Source organism: Streptomyces sp. NPDC005266, assembly GCF_040607655.1.
Taxonomy (GTDB): Bacteria; Actinomycetota; Actinomycetes; order Streptomycetales; family Streptomycetaceae; genus Streptomyces.
Map to the genome: position 1 here is coordinate 185,037 of NZ_JBEXHC010000011.1, position 16,381 is coordinate 201,417.

Genomic DNA, 16,381 nt, shown 5'->3' on the forward strand with positions numbered 1-16,381 from the left:
CAACCCGGCAGCAGGCACCGGAACACCGCCGCGCACCGGGACACCGCCGCGCACCGGGGCAGAGGCACGCAGCGGCCCGCCGGGACGACACGACTCCCACCGCCCAGCCACCGCACCCACCCCACGCCCGGCACACGCCACCAACCCGGCAGCAGGCACCGGAACACCAGCGCGCACCGGGGCGGCGGGGCGGAGTGGGCCTTCGGGGCGGCGGGACAGTCGGCGGCCCGGCGGCGCCCACCCGGTACCCGCCGGCGTGCTGCACCGGCAGCGGGAGCGGCTGCCGCGCTACTGGTTCGCCCACCGGCTGCTGCTGACCCTCAGCGGCCAGCGCCCCGTCCACACCCTGCTCGGGCACGCCCTCCCGGCCGCCTATGACCAGCTCGTCACGCTCGCTCCCCAGGCTCCGCTGCGCCCCGTCGACGGGCGCGGCAGCGCGCCCGTCGTGCGGCGCTGCGGGGAGTACCAGCCGCGCCACGGGGTGATCGAGGCGTTCGCCCGGATCGCCTCCGGCGAGCGGCTCAGCGCGCTCGCCTTCCGGCTGGAGCTCGGCGCCGACGCCCGCTGGCGGTGTGCCGCCGTCGATCTCGGAGCGCTCGGCGGCGGCTGACAACGCGGCGGGCCGGGTGCCGCGCGTATCCGCGCGGCACCCGGCCCGTACAAAAGCGAGACGGCGAGACGCCTTACTTCTGCGTTACTTCTTGCGGCGGCGGCCACCCTTGTTGGCCTTGCGCCGCTCCGCCCGCGTCAGCCCGTCGGTCTCCGACCGCGGGGCCGGGGGCGTGTCACCGTTGGTGAAGTCGCCCTCCACGATGCCGCCTTCGCCGTCGACCGTGGGGGCGGAGAAGTGCAGCCGGTCCGGCCGCTGCGGGGCCTCCAGGCCCTTGGCGCGGATCTCGGGACGGCCCCCGGCACCCGGGCCCTGGGACGACGCGCCCGCCGGCACCGCGTCCTGGACGTCCGCCGCCAGGGCGGCCTTGTCCTCCACCGCCTCGACCGGGACCTCTTCGACCTGCTGCTCGACCTGGACCTCCAGGTTGAACAGGTAGCCGACGGACTCCTCCTTGATCCCGTCCATCATGGCCTGGAACATGTCGAAGCCCTCGCGCTGGTACTCGACCAGCGGGTCCTTCTGGGCCATCGCGCGCAGCCCGATGCCCTCCTGGAGGTAGTCCATCTCGTAGAGGTGCTCGCGCCACTTGCGGTCGAGGACGGAGAGCACGACCCGCCGCTCCAGCTCACGCATGATCTCGGAGCCCAGCTGCTCCTCACGCGCGGCGTACTGCTCGTGGATGTCGTCCTTGATGGACTCCGCGATGAACTCGGCGGTGATCCCGGCGCGGTCGCCGGCCGCCTCCTCCAGCTCCTCGACGGTGACCTTCACGGGGTAGAGCTGCCGGAAGGCGCCCCACAGCCGGTCCAGGTCCCACTCCTCGGCGAAGCCGTCGGCCGTCTCGGCCTGGATGTAGGCGTCGATGGTGTCGTCCATGAAGTGGCCGACCTGCTCCTGCAGGTCCTCGCCCTCCAGGACGCGACGGCGCTCGCCGTAGATGACCTCGCGCTGCCGGTTGAGCACCTCGTCGTACTTCAGAACGTTCTTACGGGTTTCGAAGTTCTGCTGCTCGACCTGCGACTGGGCGGAGGCAATGGCCCGGGTGACCATCTTGTTCTCGATCGGCACATCGTCCGGCACATTTGCCATGGCCATCACGCGCTCGACCATCTGCGCCTTGAACAGCCGCATCAGGTCGTCGCCGAGGGAGAGGTAGAAGCGGGACTCGCCGGGGTCGCCCTGACGGCCGGAGCGGCCGCGCAGCTGGTTGTCGATCCGGCGCGACTCATGGCGCTCGGTGCCCAGCACATACAGCCCGCCGAGCTCCTTGACCTCCTCGAATTCGGCCTTGACCGCGGCCTCGGCCTTCTCCAGGGCGGCGGGCAGCCCGGCCGCCCACTCCTCGGAGTGCTCGACCGGGTCCAGCCCGCGCTGGCGCAGCTCGGCCTCGGCGAGGTCGTCGGGGTTGCCGCCGAGCTTGATGTCGGTACCGCGGCCCGCCATGTTGGTCGCGACGGTGACGGCGCCCTTGCGGCCGGCCTGGGCGACGATCTGCGCCTCACGGTCGTGCTGCTTGGCGTTGAGCACCTCGTGCGGCACCCCGCGCTTGGCGAGCTGCTGCGAGAGGTACTCGGACTTCTCGACGGAGGTGGTGCCGACCAGGACCGGCTGGCCCTTCTCGTGCTTCTCGGCGATGTCGTCGACGACCGCGTCGAACTTCGCGACCTCGGTGCGGTAGATCAGGTCGGACTGGTCGAGGCGGGCGAGGGGGCGGTGGGTCGGGATCGGGACGACGCCGAGCTTGTAGATCTGGTGGAACTCGGCGGCCTCGGTCATCGCCGTACCGGTCATACCGGAGAGCTTGTCGTAGAGGCGGAAGAAGTTCTGCAGGGTGATCGTGGCGAGCGTCTGGTTCTCGTCCTTGATCTCCACCCCTTCCTTCGCCTCGATCGCCTGGTGCATGCCCTCGTTGTAGCGGCGGCCGGCGAGGATACGGCCGGTGTGCTCGTCGACGATCATGACTTCGCCGTCGATGACGACGTAGTCCTTGTCCTTCTTGAAGAGCTCCTTGGCCTTGATGGCGTTGTTGAGGTAGCCGACCAGCGGGGTGTTGACGGACTCGTAGAGGTTGTCGATGCCCAGCCAGTCCTCGACCTTGGTGACGCCCGACTCATGGATGCCGACGGTGCGCTTCTTCTCGTCGACCTCGTAGTCCCCGGTCTCCTCCAGGCCCCTCTGCGGGTCGGCGGCCTGCCCCTTGGCGAGCCGGGTGACCAGCTTGGCGAAGTCGCCGTACCACTTGGTGGCCTGGTCGGCCGGGCCGGAGATGATCAGCGGCGTACGGGCCTCGTCGACGAGGATCGAGTCGACCTCGTCGACGATCGCGAAGTTGTGACCGCGCTGCACCAGCTCGTCCTTGGACCACGCCATGTTGTCGCGCAGGTAGTCGAAGCCGAACTCGTTGTTGGTGCCGTAGGTGATATCGCAGGCGTACTGCTCGCGTCGCTGCGCCGGGGTCATATTGGCGAGGATGCAGCCGACCTCGAGGCCGAGGAACCTGTGCACCCGGCCCATCCACTCGGAGTCGCGCTCGGCCAGATAGTCATTGACCGTGATCAGATGGACGCCCTTGTCGGACAGCGCGTTCAAATACGCGGGCAGGGTGCCGACGAGGGTCTTGCCCTCACCGGTCTTCATCTCGGCGACATACCCGAGGTGGAGCGCCGCGCCGCCCATCAGCTGAACGTCGTAGTGCCGCTGGCCGAGCACTCGCTTGGCCGCCTCGCGCACCGTGGCGAACGCTTCGGGCATCAGATCATCCAGGCTCTCACCGTCGGCGTACCGCTGCTTGTACTCGTCGGTGAGGGCGCGCAGCTCGGCGTCGGAGAGGGACAGGAAGTCCTCTTCGATGGAATTGACCTGGTCCGCGATGCGGTGCAGCTTGCGCAGGATCTTTCCTTCGCCTGCACGCATGAGCTTGTTGAAGACGGACACGTAGGCTGGCTCCTTGCCGGTCGGGCCTGGCACGGTGGTCGGGTGCGCTGGGGCGGCATTGTCAAGGGGGCACACGCCCCGCCGCAACGGCCATCGTAAGACAGACCCCGTCACGCCGGGAGGTCCGTCACTGCGCGGGCCCGGTGTCACCTCACCATGTCAACGCTCAGGAGCCCCCCCGGGTGCCCGTGGGGTCGGCAATTCGCCAAAACCGCTCGCGCTGCGTGACGGCGTCGGCGCAGACTCAGGACGCATGGAGCCTGTCACCCTCACCACCGAGCGCCTCACGCTGCGTCCCTTCCGCCCCTCCGACACGGACGCGGTCTTCGCCGCCTGTCAGGACCCGGACATCCAGCGGGTGGACCACCGTGCCCGTGCCGTACGAGCGTGCGCACGCTGAGGACTTCACCGGGCGCGTCTGCGCGGAGGGCTGGCGGGACGACACCACGTACGACTTCGCGATGGTCACCAAGAGTGACGGCGCGCTCGTCGGAGCGATGGGGCTGCTCCGGCTGGCCCAGCTGCGCACCGCCGAGCGCCAGGCCGAGCTGGGCTACTGGACGGTACGGGAGCACCGGAGACGCGGCTACACGGGTGAGGCGGCACGTGCGGTGATCGAGTGGGCGTTCACCCGGCTGGGGGTGGAACGGCTGGAATGGTGCACCGAGGCCGGGAACGAGGGCTCCCGCGCGGTCGCCCTCGGGCTGGGCTTCCGCATGGAGGGCACGGACCGCGCCCGGCTCATCCAAAAGGGGACACGACGCGACGCCTGGCGAGGCGCGCTCCTCCCCTCGGACTGGGGCCTCCCGTCCACCACGCCATACCTGCCGGCCGAGTCGGCAAACGGAACCCCGCCCCAGCCGACACCCCAGGTCCCGGCCCTCTGACCATCCCCGGCGACCGAGCGACCCCGGCCGCCGGGCCGCTGGGCCCGGGATTGTCGGTGGTGGCCGCTACGGTGGCGCGCATGACGAAGCCAGCACCCGGGTCAGCCGTGGACCGCACGCCCGAGATCACTCTGTCCGCCGACGAGGCGCGCCGGATCGTGCTGCGTGCGCAGGGGCTGCTGGGCGCGCCGGACCGGCGCGGCGGGGTACGGGGCGTACTGCGCCATCTGGGCGCCGTCCAGCTGGACACGATCTCGGTGCTGGCCCGCTCGCATGAGCTGATTCCGTACGCACGGCTGGGCGCGGTCGGGCGTGAGGCGGTCGAGGCGGCGTACTGGACCGGCGCCCACGCCTTCGAGTACTGGTCGCACGCCGCCTGTGTGCTGCCGATCGAGGAGTGGCCGCACTTCGCCTTCCGGCGCCGCGCCTACCGCACCCGCCCGCACTGGCACCATGAGCTGCCGGACGGGGCGTACGAGACGGTGGTGAAGCGGCTGCGCGCCGAGGGCCCGCTGACCGCGACGGAGCTGGGCGGCGCCAAGAACGGCGGTCCGTGGTGGGACTGGTCGGCCACGAAGGTCGCGGTCGAGCGGGCGCTGATGTTCGGCGAGGTGGTGTGCACCGAGCGGCGCGGCTGGAAGCGGGTGTACGACCTGGCGGAGCGCGCCGTGCCGGACGCGCTGCTCCATGACGACCTGGACGACCGGGACTGTCTGCGGCGGCTGGTCCGGCTGGCGGGGCGGTCGCTGGGGGTGGGCACCCGCGCGGACATCGCCGACTACCACCGGCTCAAGGGCGAGCAGGTCGACGCGGTGATCGCGGACTCGGGGCTGGTGCCGGTGACGGTCGAGGGCTGGGACAGGGCGGCCTGGGCGGACCCGGAGGCGCTGGCCACCCCGCCGCGCGGGAGGCACCGCACGACCCTGCTGTCGCCCTTCGACTCGCTGATATGGGACCGGCCGCGCACCGAGCGGATCTTCGGCTTCACCCACCGGCTGGAGGCGTATGTGCCCCGGCCCAAGCGCGTCCACGGCTACTTCGCCATGCCGCTGCTGTCGGGCGGGCGGCTGCTGGGCCGGGTGGACCCGGCCCGCGAGGGAAAGACCCTGGTGGCCCGGCAGGTGTCCGTGGAGTCGGCGAAGGCCGTGGACCCGATGGCCGAGGCGCTGCGGGAGGCGGCCGGGTGGGTGGGGTGCGACTCCGTGCGGATCGAGCGTGTCGACCGCCCGGAGCTCGCCGCGCCGCTCACGGCGGCGGTCACCTGATCTCGAGGATCTTCTCCCGCATCGCGTAGACGACCGCCTCCATCCTGGAGTGCAGCTGCAGCTTCTCCAGGATGTTGCGCACATGGTTTTTCACGGTGTTCTCGCTGATGAACAGCTCCTTGGCGATGTCGCGGTTGTTCATGCCGGTGGCGACGAGCTTGAGCACCTCCAGCTCACGGTCGGTGAGCCGGGGCGCGGGTACCAGCCGCCGCTCATCGGTGCGCTGGATCATCGACTTGAACTCGGTGAGGAGCTTGGCCGCCATGGACGGGCTGATCTGGGACTGCCCGTCGGCCACCGCCCGGATGGCGGTCGAGACCTCGTCGGTCGAGATCTCCTTGAGCAGATAGCCCGTGGCGCCCGCCTTGATCGCGTCGTAGAGATCGGCCTCCTCGTCGCTGATCGTCAGCATGATGATCTTGGCGCTGGGCGCCACCTCCTTGATGGAGGTGCAGGCTTCGATCCCGCCGCGCTTGGGCATGCGCACGTCCATCAGGACGATGTCCGGCAGCAGATCCGCCGCCTTGTCCACGGCCTCGGCTCCGTCCCCCGCCTCGCCGACGACCTGAATGTCCTCCTCCTGGGCAAGGACGATCTCCAGTCCACGCCGGAAGAGGGCATGGTCGTCCACTACGAGGACCCGAATCGGCTCCTTGCGCGGCTCGCCCCTGTCCGGACCGACGCTGTGGTCATCGCCGTCGTCGGACACGGGCCCGAAGCTGTCCGCCATCGTTCCTCCCCCTGAAGGCCATGGCCCTTGCGGTCTGCACACTGTGGTGCACGGTGCTGTACGGCATCAACCGGTCCTTTCGGTACGCGGGTTGGCCGTTGGGTCATGATTTCATGCCCGGACGGCGAGTGGTCCCGCCGCGGTCCCCCCGTGGTCGCACGGAGGTGCCCCGGGGGGCGCATGGGCGCCCCGGGGCACCTCTTCCTGGCTATGCCTGCGCGACGCGCTCCGCGGCCGGCCGGTCAGCCGCCGAGCGCACCACCCGCGCCGCCGGGCTCCTCGCCGACGAACGCCTCCGGCTGAAGATGAATCACTCCATAGTCATAACCGTGACGTCGGTAGACGACACTCGGCTGATTGGTCTCGGAGTCGACGAACAGATAGAAGTCATGCCCGACCAGCTCCATCTCGTAGAGCGCCTGGTCGAGCGTCATCGGGGCCGCGGCATGGGTCTTCTCCCGGACCACCAGGGGGCCCTCGCCCTGGACTTCCAGGGGTCCCATCCGGGTGGTGGGGACAGGCTCCGCCGTGCGCTGGGCGGCGATCTCGCCATGCCCGTTGATGCGCGCCGCGTTGGGGACGGTGACAGCCACGTCGCTGGCCGGAATGCGGTCGTTGCCACGGCGCGTATGCCGCTTGTCGTGCTCCTTGCGCATCCGCGCTTCCAGCTTGCCTGCGGCCAGGTCGAGCGCTGCGTACGGATCGGCGGCCGATGCCTCCGCCCGGATCACCGGGCCGCGCGAGCGAAGGGTGATCTCCACTCGGTCCGCGCGGTCGGCCTGCCGCGGGTTGTGCTCTTTGGACACCTCGACGTCGAGGCTGATCACCTTGCCGTCGAGCTTCTGGATCTTCTCCAGCTTCAGCTTCTCGGCCACGTGCTTCCGGAACCGCTCGGGCACCTCTGTTTTACGGCCCTTGACGACGATGTCCACGCAGAACTCCGTTCCCGGGGAGCTCCCGCTCACTGGCGGAGCTTCATCCCTTGTGCACTTAGGCTCCGGGGTCTTCCGGAGCACCGGCTTGGCGGCTTTCAGCTCCTCCTTCCCACGGGGAAGATCGCCACCCCATTTGTTCCAAGGCTCACGAGAATGCAGGCAAAACACGCCAAGCGGATTTACGAGTCATAGCACCCGCCATTCCTCACAACCGAACATAGCTCGCCCGGACGGGTGTCGGCACCCCCCTACCGGCACGTACCTCCGATCAGGTGCTTTGCCGCCCTCACCACCTGCAACGATGGAGCTTCGTATTCAGTTCCGATTGGTACGAACGAGGGGTGCGGCCACCACGGCGGCCCCGGCCACCCGCCCGCCTGCCGCCGTCACCGCCCGCGCGGCCTCCGCGAGCGACGCCCCTGTCGTCATCAGATCGTCCACCAGCACTACCGGGCCCGCCGCCAGCAGCCGATCGCCTCCGGGTACCACCCCCAACGCGCCTGACACATTCGCCCGGCGCTGCCGCGCGCCCAGCCCCGACTGATCGGTCACCCGGCGCAGCTGGCGCAGCACCGTCGGGACCCGCGCGGGGCGCCCGCCGCCCCGCAGCACAGCCGCCGCCGCGAGCGCGATCCGCCGGGCCGGGTCATGACCCCGGGCCCCCACCGCACGCCGCGCCGACGGCACGGGCACCAGGAGCAGCGGACCACCACCGGCCCCCGCCGCGCGGGCCCCCCGGCCGGATCCCGCGCCGGGCCGAGGAGCGGCGCAGACCGACCGCACCGCCCCCGCCAGCGCCTCACCCAGCGGCCTGGCCAGCCGCAGCGCCCCTCGCTCCTTGTGCGCGAGCAGCACCGCGCGGGCCTCGTCCGCGTACTCCACCGCCGCATGGACCACCGGCAGCCCCGGCGGCACCGGGCTCGGCACCACCCGGCGTGCGCCGGACCCGCGCAGCGCCCCATGGCACCGGTCGCACAGGGTGCCGCCCGGCCGACCACACCCCGCACAGTCGGCCGGCAGCACCAGATCGGAGATCTCCTGCCACCAGCCCCGCATGGCCCCCACTCTCCCGGCGGCCGGGCCCGCGCGCCACCCCCTGTGGATAACCGCGCACATGTGGACAACCGGCCACCCCCGACCGGCGGACTGGCCCAGGCGCGGTCCGGGCGCGCCGTTCGAGACGGTCCCCAGCCCTTCCCTAAGCGGTTACGGCGAAGTCACGTGCTGATCCTTCTAGGCGTCCAAGCCCTCGGCCAGGCCGAACCGCGAGGGATCAGCGGCGAACTTCACCGCATCCGCTCAGCCCTTCCCCAGCCCCTCCCTAGCCCGGGTAGACCGGGGCCGATCCGTCCTCGTCGACGGTCTTCCAGTCCGTGTTCGGCCGCAGCCGCACGATGCCGTTCTCCCTGGTCTCGGCGATCAGCGGCCGGGTCTGGTCCTCCGAGGCGGCCACCGCCTCCACACCGCTCGGGCCGGGCACCTCCGGTACGTTCGCGGGCGAGCCGTCCGTCTCCACGTACTGCAGCTGCTGCACCCCGTGCGACTCCCGGCCCGCGACCACCAGCCGGCTGTCGCCCGCCCAGGAGACGGTGTCGACGTCCTGCAGCTTGGGCGCGATCGGGTGCAGCTCCCGCACCGACAGCTTCGGGGCGGCCGCGGTGCCCCGCCGCTCGATCCGGCCGAGCCGCAGCGTGGTGTGTCCGGCGCGCTTGACCAGCATCGCGATCCGGGCGCCGTCCGCGGAGACCCTCAGCGCCGTGATCCGGCCGCCGTCGAGCCCCGGCAGCCGCACCTCGTCCGCCGGGTCCGTGCCGCCCCGCAGCCGCAGCAGCCTCGGCCGCTCCGGGTCCCGGTCGGCCACCCACAGACCGCCCAGCCCGTCCCAGCTCGGCGCCGTCAGCCCGTGCTCCGGGCTGCCGCCCTGGCTGCGCAGCCGGATCTTGCCGCGCTCGGCGCCGGACGCCAGCTCGGTCACATACAGCGCGCTGCCGTCCGCGGTGACGCCCGCCGCGTCCCGCTCGTCGCGGGAGACCGCCACCGAGCCGAGGCCCGCACCGTCGGCGCCGAACGGTCCCGGCACGGGCTGGGCCCCGTCCTCGTCGTCGGACAGCCGGACCATCCGGTGCCGGGAGTCCACGAAGTACTGATGGCGCGGCTGGCCCTCGACCCCGCCCGGCGCGTAGACACGCGCGGCGTCGCTCGACAGGGCGCACAGCTCCGAGCCGTCCTGCCGCTCCAGCCGCACCCCGCCGAGCTCGGACGTGCCCTCTCCCAGGTCCTGGACCGTGAACAGCGTCTGGGCCGCCATCCGGGCGCAGCGCGCTCCGCCGACATGGGCCGCCCGGTCGCTCAGCCGGACCTTCAGTGCGTTCGAGTCGTCCAGCGCCAGCTTCTCAGTCCGGCGGCCGAGCGCCGTGCCGCCGGGGAAGGAGGTGCTGACCACCGGTTTCAGCCATCCCGTCGGGCCGTCCAGCAGCGCCTTGACGGTCGCGGTGACCGGGTCGACGCGACGGCGCACATAGACCGGGTCGGCGACCAGGACGCTCTCCCCGACCCTGGAGTCCTCGGCGTCCGGCCCCAGGTCGGCGAAGTAGTACTTGTTGACCGAGCGGTAGATGCGCTGGAAGTCGGACTGGCCGAGGACGAGCCCGCGCGGCGGCCCGTCGATCCGCCACTCCGAGTCGGTCCGGGTGAGGTGGATGCGCTCCTCGTACGGCGCCTCGTCGGGCCGGTAGGCATGCCCGCCGTCCACGGTGGCGATCCGCGTGCCCGACAGCACGACCGTTTTGCCGTTGCCGTCCCGGTCGCCGGGGTCGGTCTCGACCCGGACGTCCGGCGCCTGCTCCAGCACCGTGGTGGCCGCGAACGGCTCCCAGTGCCCGGCCGCGGCCTTGGTGAGGTACTCCTTCGCCGTGCCGAAGTTCTCCTCGTCGCTCGTCGTGGCCTCCAGGAAGCCGGAGACCAGCTCGGCGGGCTGCTCGCCCTTGCCCGGGCTCACCCCGTACACGCGGACCTGCGAATCGATGTCGGCGCGCGGCGAGGAGTCGACCCGCCGCACATCGCCCCGGTCGGGCATCGAGGCGCAGCCGGACAGCAGCAGGGCGCCGCAGACGAGCAGCGTGGGCGTGCTCAGCGCCCGGCTGCGGCTTCCGGGGCCACCGGGGCCCTTGAGCCCCCTGGAGCGCCCAGGGGCGCCCCAGGGGACGTGGCGGCGGAAGCGGTGGCGGTCGGCACGGTCAGCGCCCACGGGGGCGGCCCTCCCCTTCGTTCTGTGTCGTCTTCTGCCGGCCGGGCGGCGGCTCCGGGGCGCCGCGCACCACCCGCGCGCCGTTGCCGGGCAGGGCCGTCGGGTCCGCCGAGGGCGCGGGAGCGTCCACGGGCGGCAGCGGGGACCGCGGCTGGGCGGGCACCGCCGCCAGCCGATCCGCGGCGGGCTGCGGTGCCGCCGCGTCACCCGGTCGGCGGTTGCGCCGGGAGTCCTCGGGCTCCAGCGGGATCGGCGAGCCGCGCAGCACATCGCCGGCGGTCCGCGGCAGCGTCAGCCGGAACTGCGAACCGCCGCCCGGCTCGCCCCACGCCTGCAGCCAGCCCCCGTGCAGCCGCGCGTCCTCCACCGCGATCGACAGTCCGAGGCCGGTGCCGCCCGTCGTACGGGCACGGGCCGGGTCCGCCCGCCAGAAGCGGTTGAACACCCGGGTGGCCTCGCCGGGCTTGAGCCCGACCCCGTAGTCCCGCACCGCGACGGCCACCGCGCCGCCCGCCGCCGCGAGCCGTACGACCACTTCCCGGCCCTCGCCGTGCTCCACGGCGTTGACCACGAGATTGCGCAGCACCCGCTCGACACGGCGGGTGTCCGCCTCCGCCACCACCGGCGCCTCGCCGCCCCGCACCAGGATCCGGGTGCCCTTGGCCTCGGCAAGCGGCTCGGCCCCGTCCACCACCCGCTTCACCACATCGCGCAGATCGATCGGCTCGGCCTCCAGGGCCGCCGCGCCCGCGTCGAACCGGCTGATCTCCAGCAGATCGGCGAGCAGCGACTCGAAGCGGTCGACCTGGCCCCACAGCAGCTCGGCGGAGCGCGCGGTGACCGGATCGAAGTCCTCGCGCGCCTCATGGATGACGTCCGCCGCCATCCTTACGGTCGTCAGCGGGGTGCGCAGCTCATGGGAGACGTCCGAGACGAAGCGGCGCTGCATCCGGGAGAGCTCCTCCAGCTGCTGGATCTTGAGCTGGAGGTTCTGCGCCATCTTGTTGAACGCCTCACCGAGGCGGGCGATGTCGTCCTCGCCGGTGACCTTCATGCGCTCCTGGAGCAGTCCGGCGGCCAGCCGCTCGGAGATCATCGCGGCCATCCGCACGGGCGTGACCACCTGCCGGACCACCACCCAGGCGATGGCGCCGAGCAGCACCACCACGAACACCCCGGCCGTCGCCAGCGTGCCCTTGACCAGGCTCAGCGACTTCTCCTCCTGGGTGAAGGGGAAGAGGTAGTACAGCTGGTACGCGTCGCCGCGGTTGTCGTCGAGACGCTTGCCGATGATCAGCGCGGGCTCGGCCTCGCCGGAACCGGCGTGCACGATCTCCCCGTACCGCTCGTACGGCGCGGTCCGGCCCTCGTCCACCTGCTTGCGCAGATCGGCGGGCACGCTGTCCGGCTTGACGTCACCGGAGGCCCGCGGGCCACGGCTGGCCACATACGGCGTCTCGCCCGAGTCGGAGCTGAGCGCCACCACCGAGTACGCGCCCTTGCCACCGCTGGCGAGCTGCTCGACCATCGCGTTCAGCCAGGCGCCGGAGTCCTGGGCGCCCCGGCCGGCGGCCGCCCCGTCCTGGCCCCGGGCGTCGCCCTTGCGGTCGGCCATCTGCTCGGCCACCTCGAAGCCTCCGACGGCCTGCCCCTGCGCCGCATGCCGCTTGGCGTCGAGCAGCCCGTTGCGCACCTGCCCGATGACGACCAGGCCCAGCAGGATCACCACACCGAGCGACATCAGCAGCGTGGTGGCCACCACCCGCAGCTGGATGTTCCGCCGCCACAGCCGGGCAGCGGGCAGCAGCGGACGCCGCACCCACCGTCCGAACAGCCGGATCAACGGGTGGGCCGGCCCACCGGACGCCCCGTCGGGCAGCAGATGCCCGCCACTCCACAACCTTCGGAGCAGCGGTATCTCACCCGCCGGATCGGGTCGCCCAGCACGGGCACCCTCCGGAACCCCGCCTCCCGGACCACCGGACCGCGGAGCCGTACCGCCACCCGTCATCTCAGCTCGGTCCGGCCTTGTAGCCGACACCGCGCACGGTCACCACGATCTCCGGCCGCTCCGGGTCCTTCTCGACCTTGGACCGCAGCCGCTGCACATGCACATTCACCAGCCGGGTATCGGCGGCGTGCCGATAGCCCCACACCTGCTCCAGCAGCACCTCACGGGTGAACACCTGCCACGGCTTACGGGCCAGCGCCACCAGCAGATCGAACTCCAGCGGGGTCAGCGCTATCGACTGGCCGTCCCGCTTCACCGAATGCCCGGCCACATCGATCACCAGATCGCCGATGGCCAGCTGCTCCGGCGCCGGCTCCTCGGAACGCCGCAGCCGCGCCCTGATCCGTGCCACCAGCTCCTTCGGCTTGAACGGCTTGACGATGTAGTCGTCGGCGCCGGATTCCAGCCCGACCACCACATCGACCGTGTCGCTCTTGGCCGTGAGCATGACGACCGGCACCCCGGACTCGGCCCGGATCAGCCGGCACACCTCGATGCCGTCCCGTCCGGGCAGCATCAGATCGAGCAGCACCAGATCGGGCTTGGTCTCGCGGAAGGCGGCAAGAGCCTTGTCGCCGTCCGACACGAACGACGGTTCAAAGCCTTCGCCGCGCAGCACGATGCCGAGCATCTCTGCCAGTGCGGTGTCGTCGTCGACGACAAGGACGCGTCCCTTCATATCGACATCATCCCATTACCCGATCGTGACCTGGCGCACAGCTCCGCGACACCATCCGCGGTGACCGGCGAGACAACCCCGTCCTCGGTGACGATCGCCGTCACCAACTCCGGTGGGGTGACGTCGAATGCCGGATTGTGGGCCTGTGTCCCCAGGGGCGCGACGGGCACTCCCGTGACCGTCTCGACTCCGGCCGCCGGAGCGTGAGGAACTGTGATGTCTGTCACTTCGTGGCCCGGGCGCCGTTCCACCTCGATCGCGGCTCCGTCGGGAGTATCCGGATCCAGCGTCGTGGTCGGGGCTACCACCACGAAGGGAACGTGGTGGTAGCGGGCCAGCACCGCGAGCGGGTAGCTGCCCACCTTGTTGGCCACCGAGCCGTCCGCGGCTATCCGGTCCGCACCGATCAGGACCGCGTCCACCTCACCCGCCGTGAACAGCGAACCCGCCGCGCCATCGGTGAGCAGCGTGTACGCCATGCCGGCGCGCGCCGCCTCGTACGCGGTCAAGCGCGCCCCCTGGAGCAGCGGACGGGTCTCGTCCACCCAGAGCCGGCGCAGCTGTCCGCTCCGGTGCACCGCCTTGACCACGGCAAGGGCGGTGCCCTCTCCCCCGGAGACCAGGGATCCGGTGTTGCAGTGGGTGAGGATCCGATACCCGCCCGCGGGCAGCAGCTCATGGAGGAGCGCCCGGCCGTGCGTCGCCATCCGCTCGCTGGCCTCGGCGTCCTCCCGGTGCAGGGCACGGGCCTCGGCGAGGGCCGCAGCGGCGGCCTGAGCGGCGTCCGCGTCCTCCCTGAGGGCCGCGTGATACGCGGCGGCGGCCCGCCGGACGCCATGGGCCAGGTTGACGGCCGTGGGGCGGGCGTGGGCGAGGGATTCGGCGGCCTCGTCCACGTCGAAGCCCCGGGCGGCGGCGAGCGCCACACCGTAGGCCCCGGCGATCCCGAGCAGCGGGGCGCCACGCACGGAGAGCGAGCGGATCGCCTCCACCAGCATCGGCACATCGGTGCACACCAGGTCGACCTCCTCGGCGGGAAGCCGCGTCTGATCGAGGAGCACCAGTACGGGCCCCTCCGGGGGTTCCTCCCAGCGCAGTGCGAACGCAGCGGGGGATGCGGAGCCTTCCGGGGACACCGGATGCTGATCAGCCATCCGCACAGTCTGCCCTGTGCGGCACCGACTATTGAAGGGCCCAGCCGCCCCCGGCGACCCCTACGGAGGGGAACGCACCGTGGCACGATGGCTGCCATCCGCCCGCCGGCACCTCCGCGGCCGGCCACAGAACAACCTACGGAGCGACGATGAACGACTCTCCGGGCTGGGCCCCGCCCGGATCGTCCCCTTCCGACGAGCCGGACCACGACGCTCGGCGGCAGGACGAGCCAGCCGGCCCGTCCGTGCCGCAGCAGCCGGTATGGGGCGCCAACTGGGTCCAGCGGCAGCCGCCCGCCGGCCGCTGGACCGCGCCCACCGGTGGCCCCACCCCACCACCCGCTCCCCCGACCGGACGGGCGCCGGGCGGACGGGCGCCGGGCGGCTGGGGGCCGGGCCGGCACCAGCCGCCGGCCGCTCCCCGCCCCGGGGTCATCCCGCTGCGGCCGCTCGGCGTCAGCGAGATCCTCAGCGGCGCGATCGCCACCATGCGTGCCCACTGGCGCACCGTCCTCGGTATCTCGCTGATCGTCTCGGTGGTCACCCAGGGCCTGGCCACGGCCGCCACCGGGCTCTGGTTCAAGGACAACCGCGGATCCGCGGTGCCCTCCCTCGACGGCCCGGACGCCACCGTCGGCGAGGCGATGCGCGCCGTCGGCAGCGCGCTCGGGGAGAGCGGAGTCACGCTGCTGCTCGGCGTCCTCGGCACCATCGTCACCACCGCCCTGCTGACCGTGGTCACCGCCCGGGCGGTACTGGGCCGGTCCGTCTCTTCCGGCGAGGCATGGACCGGCGCCCGGCGGCACCTCCTTCAGCTGTGCGGGCTGCTCTTCCTGATCCCCGCCATCGCCATCGCCGTCGTCGCCGCGGGTATGACGCCGGGTCTGCTGCTGGCCGCCGCGGGGGTGGACAGCGAAGGCGCGGCCCTTGCCTCCCTCGGCGGGCTCGCGGCGGCCGGCGTCGCCGTCTGGCTCTGGGTGCGCTTCAGCCTCGCCGCCCCCGCGCTCATGCTGGAGAAGCAGGGAATCCTGGCGGCCCTGCGCCGCTCCGCCAAGCTGGTGCGCGGCGCCTGGTGGCGTGTCTTCGGCGTCCAACTCCTCGCCGTCGGCGCTGCCTTCGTCGTGGGCGCCATCGTGGAGGTCCCGACGAGCCTCGTCGGAATGGTGGTCGGCGGGGACCACGCAATGGACTGGCTCTCCGGCAAAGCCGTCTCCGTCGGCTGGACCTTCCTGGTCGTCATCGGTGCCGGAGGGGTCATCAGCTCGACCATCACCTTCCCGGTCAGCGCCGGCGTGACCGCCCTGCTCTACATGGACCAGCGCATCCGGCGCGAGGCCCTCGACCTCGAACTCGCCCGCGCCGCAGGGGTGCAGGGATACGGCACGGAGGAGCACGACTCCGGCCAGGAGCCCGCCCGTTCGGCCTCCGGGCACTGATACCGCGACGCTCCTCCTCGGACGACACGTCACCATACGGCTCATCACCTCCCCCCTCGCCCCTACCGGACCCATTCGGCCGACCCCCAGGGCCCGCTGACCCAACGTCAACGGTCCCCTCCGGGCGTCGGCACAACTCTGTGTGCCCTCGCGCTCGCCACGCCAGGGCACACAGCTCCTTTTCACCCGATCCGGTGGAACATCAGATCCAGTGGAACGCAAAAGATCCAGTGGAACGCAAAAAAGCCTCGGTCCCGAGCACTGAGTGCTCGGGACCGAGGCTAATAATTGTTCGGCAGCGTCCTACTCTCCCACAGGGTCCCCCCTGCAGTACCATCGGCGCTGAAAGGCTTAGCTTCCGGGTTCGGAATGTAACCGGGCGTTTCCCTAACGCTATGACCACCGAAACACTATGAAGTTGAACCGGAGATGGACACGGTTCGTTACTTCAGAACCAACACAGTGGACGCGAGCATCTGAGGACAAGCCC

11 protein-coding genes, 1 rRNA gene and 1 pseudogene are annotated in these 16,381 nt (G+C 71.6%); 4 read left to right on the forward strand and 9 right to left on the reverse strand.

The window, feature by feature from the left end; genetic code table 11:
• Positions 1-256 precede the first annotated feature (256 nt).
• Entirely contained in the window at positions 257-610 is a 354-nt protein-coding gene (locus ABZU99_RS21385; protein WP_356049097.1) for an Rv3235 family protein, read from the forward strand.
• A gap of 84 nt (positions 611-694) precedes the next feature.
• On the opposite strand, the gene secA is transcribed toward ABZU99_RS21385, so the two are convergent.
• On the reverse strand, positions 695-3,547 hold the full coding sequence (gene secA / locus ABZU99_RS21390) for a preprotein translocase subunit SecA (protein WP_355945296.1): 2,853 nt from the start codon (positions 3,545-3,547) through the stop codon (positions 695-697).
• 253 nt (positions 3,548-3,800) lie between these two features.
• Here secA and ABZU99_RS21395 point away from each other — a divergent pair.
• Positions 3,801-4,434 (forward strand): annotated as a pseudogene (locus ABZU99_RS21395) (GNAT family N-acetyltransferase).
• A gap of 80 nt (positions 4,435-4,514) precedes the next feature.
• Complete coding sequence (locus ABZU99_RS21400) at positions 4,515-5,699, forward strand: crosslink repair DNA glycosylase YcaQ family protein (RefSeq protein WP_356049095.1); 1,185 nt, start codon at positions 4,515-4,517, stop codon at positions 5,697-5,699.
• On the opposite strand, the gene ABZU99_RS21405 is transcribed toward ABZU99_RS21400, so the two are convergent.
• From ABZU99_RS21405 to mtnA, 7 genes are all read right to left on the reverse strand, one after another.
• On the reverse strand, positions 5,692-6,429 hold the full coding sequence (locus ABZU99_RS21405; protein ID WP_355945304.1) for a response regulator transcription factor: 738 nt from the start codon (positions 6,427-6,429) through the stop codon (positions 5,692-5,694). The two genes, ABZU99_RS21400 and ABZU99_RS21405, sit on opposite strands and share 8 nt — an antisense overlap.
• A 242-nt stretch (positions 6,430-6,671) precedes the next feature.
• Entirely contained in the window at positions 6,672-7,361 is a 690-nt protein-coding gene (raiA, locus tag ABZU99_RS21410; RefSeq protein ID WP_355945324.1) for a ribosome-associated translation inhibitor RaiA, read from the reverse strand.
• Between the two features lie 318 nt (positions 7,362-7,679).
• Positions 7,680-8,420 carry a ComF family protein gene (locus tag ABZU99_RS21415; RefSeq protein ID WP_356049093.1) on the reverse strand — a complete coding sequence of 247 codons (741 nt, stop codon included), beginning with the start codon at positions 8,418-8,420 and terminating at the stop codon, positions 7,680-7,682.
• A gap of 265 nt (positions 8,421-8,685) precedes the next feature.
• Positions 8,686-10,611 (reverse strand): LpqB family beta-propeller domain-containing protein, encoded by a 1,926-nt coding sequence (locus ABZU99_RS21420; RefSeq protein ID WP_356049092.1) that lies wholly within the window; start codon positions 10,609-10,611, stop codon positions 8,686-8,688.
• Entirely contained in the window at positions 10,601-12,511 is a 1,911-nt protein-coding gene (gene mtrB / locus ABZU99_RS21425) for an MtrAB system histidine kinase MtrB (protein WP_356049091.1), read from the reverse strand. Before mtrB ends, ABZU99_RS21420 begins: the two co-directional genes overlap by 11 nt.
• A gap of 112 nt (positions 12,512-12,623) precedes the next feature.
• Complete coding sequence (gene mtrA / locus ABZU99_RS21430; protein ID WP_165302778.1) at positions 12,624-13,301, reverse strand: two-component system response regulator MtrA; 678 nt, start codon at positions 13,299-13,301, stop codon at positions 12,624-12,626.
• Positions 13,298-14,455 carry an S-methyl-5-thioribose-1-phosphate isomerase gene (gene mtnA / locus ABZU99_RS21435; protein ID WP_356049090.1) on the reverse strand — a complete coding sequence of 386 codons (1,158 nt, stop codon included), beginning with the start codon at positions 14,453-14,455 and terminating at the stop codon, positions 13,298-13,300. Before mtnA ends, mtrA begins: the two co-directional genes overlap by 4 nt.
• A 149-nt stretch (positions 14,456-14,604) precedes the next feature.
• Here mtnA and ABZU99_RS21440 point away from each other — a divergent pair, with 149 nt between their 5' ends.
• Positions 14,605-15,891, forward strand: coding sequence for a hypothetical protein (locus ABZU99_RS21440; protein ID WP_355945318.1), 1,287 nt, complete (start codon positions 14,605-14,607; stop codon positions 15,889-15,891).
• Between the two features lie 290 nt (positions 15,892-16,181).
• Here ABZU99_RS21440 and rrf read toward each other — a convergent pair.
• Positions 16,182-16,298 (reverse strand): 5S ribosomal RNA (gene rrf / locus ABZU99_RS21445).
• Positions 16,299-16,381 lie beyond the last annotated feature (83 nt).

What these genes read in the sequence shown, in the direction of transcription:
- ABZU99_RS21400 (WP_356049095.1), top strand. Translation starts at nt 4,515, where the DNA reads ATGACGAAGCCAGCACCCGGGTCAGCCGTGGACCGCACGCCCGAGATC.
- ABZU99_RS21405 (WP_355945304.1), bottom strand. Translation starts at nt 6,429, where the DNA reads ATGGCGGACAGCTTCGGGCCCGTGTCCGACGACGGCGATGACCACAGC.
- ABZU99_RS21415 (WP_356049093.1), bottom strand. Translation starts at nt 8,420, where the DNA reads ATGCGGGGCTGGTGGCAGGAGATCTCCGATCTGGTGCTGCCGGCCGAC.
- mtrA (WP_165302778.1), bottom strand. Translation starts at nt 13,301, where the DNA reads ATGAAGGGACGCGTCCTTGTCGTCGACGACGACACCGCACTGGCAGAG.
- mtnA (WP_356049090.1), bottom strand. Translation starts at nt 14,455, where the DNA reads ATGGCTGATCAGCATCCGGTGTCCCCGGAAGGCTCCGCATCCCCCGCT.
- ABZU99_RS21440 (WP_355945318.1), top strand. Translation starts at nt 14,605, where the DNA reads ATGAACGACTCTCCGGGCTGGGCCCCGCCCGGATCGTCCCCTTCCGAC.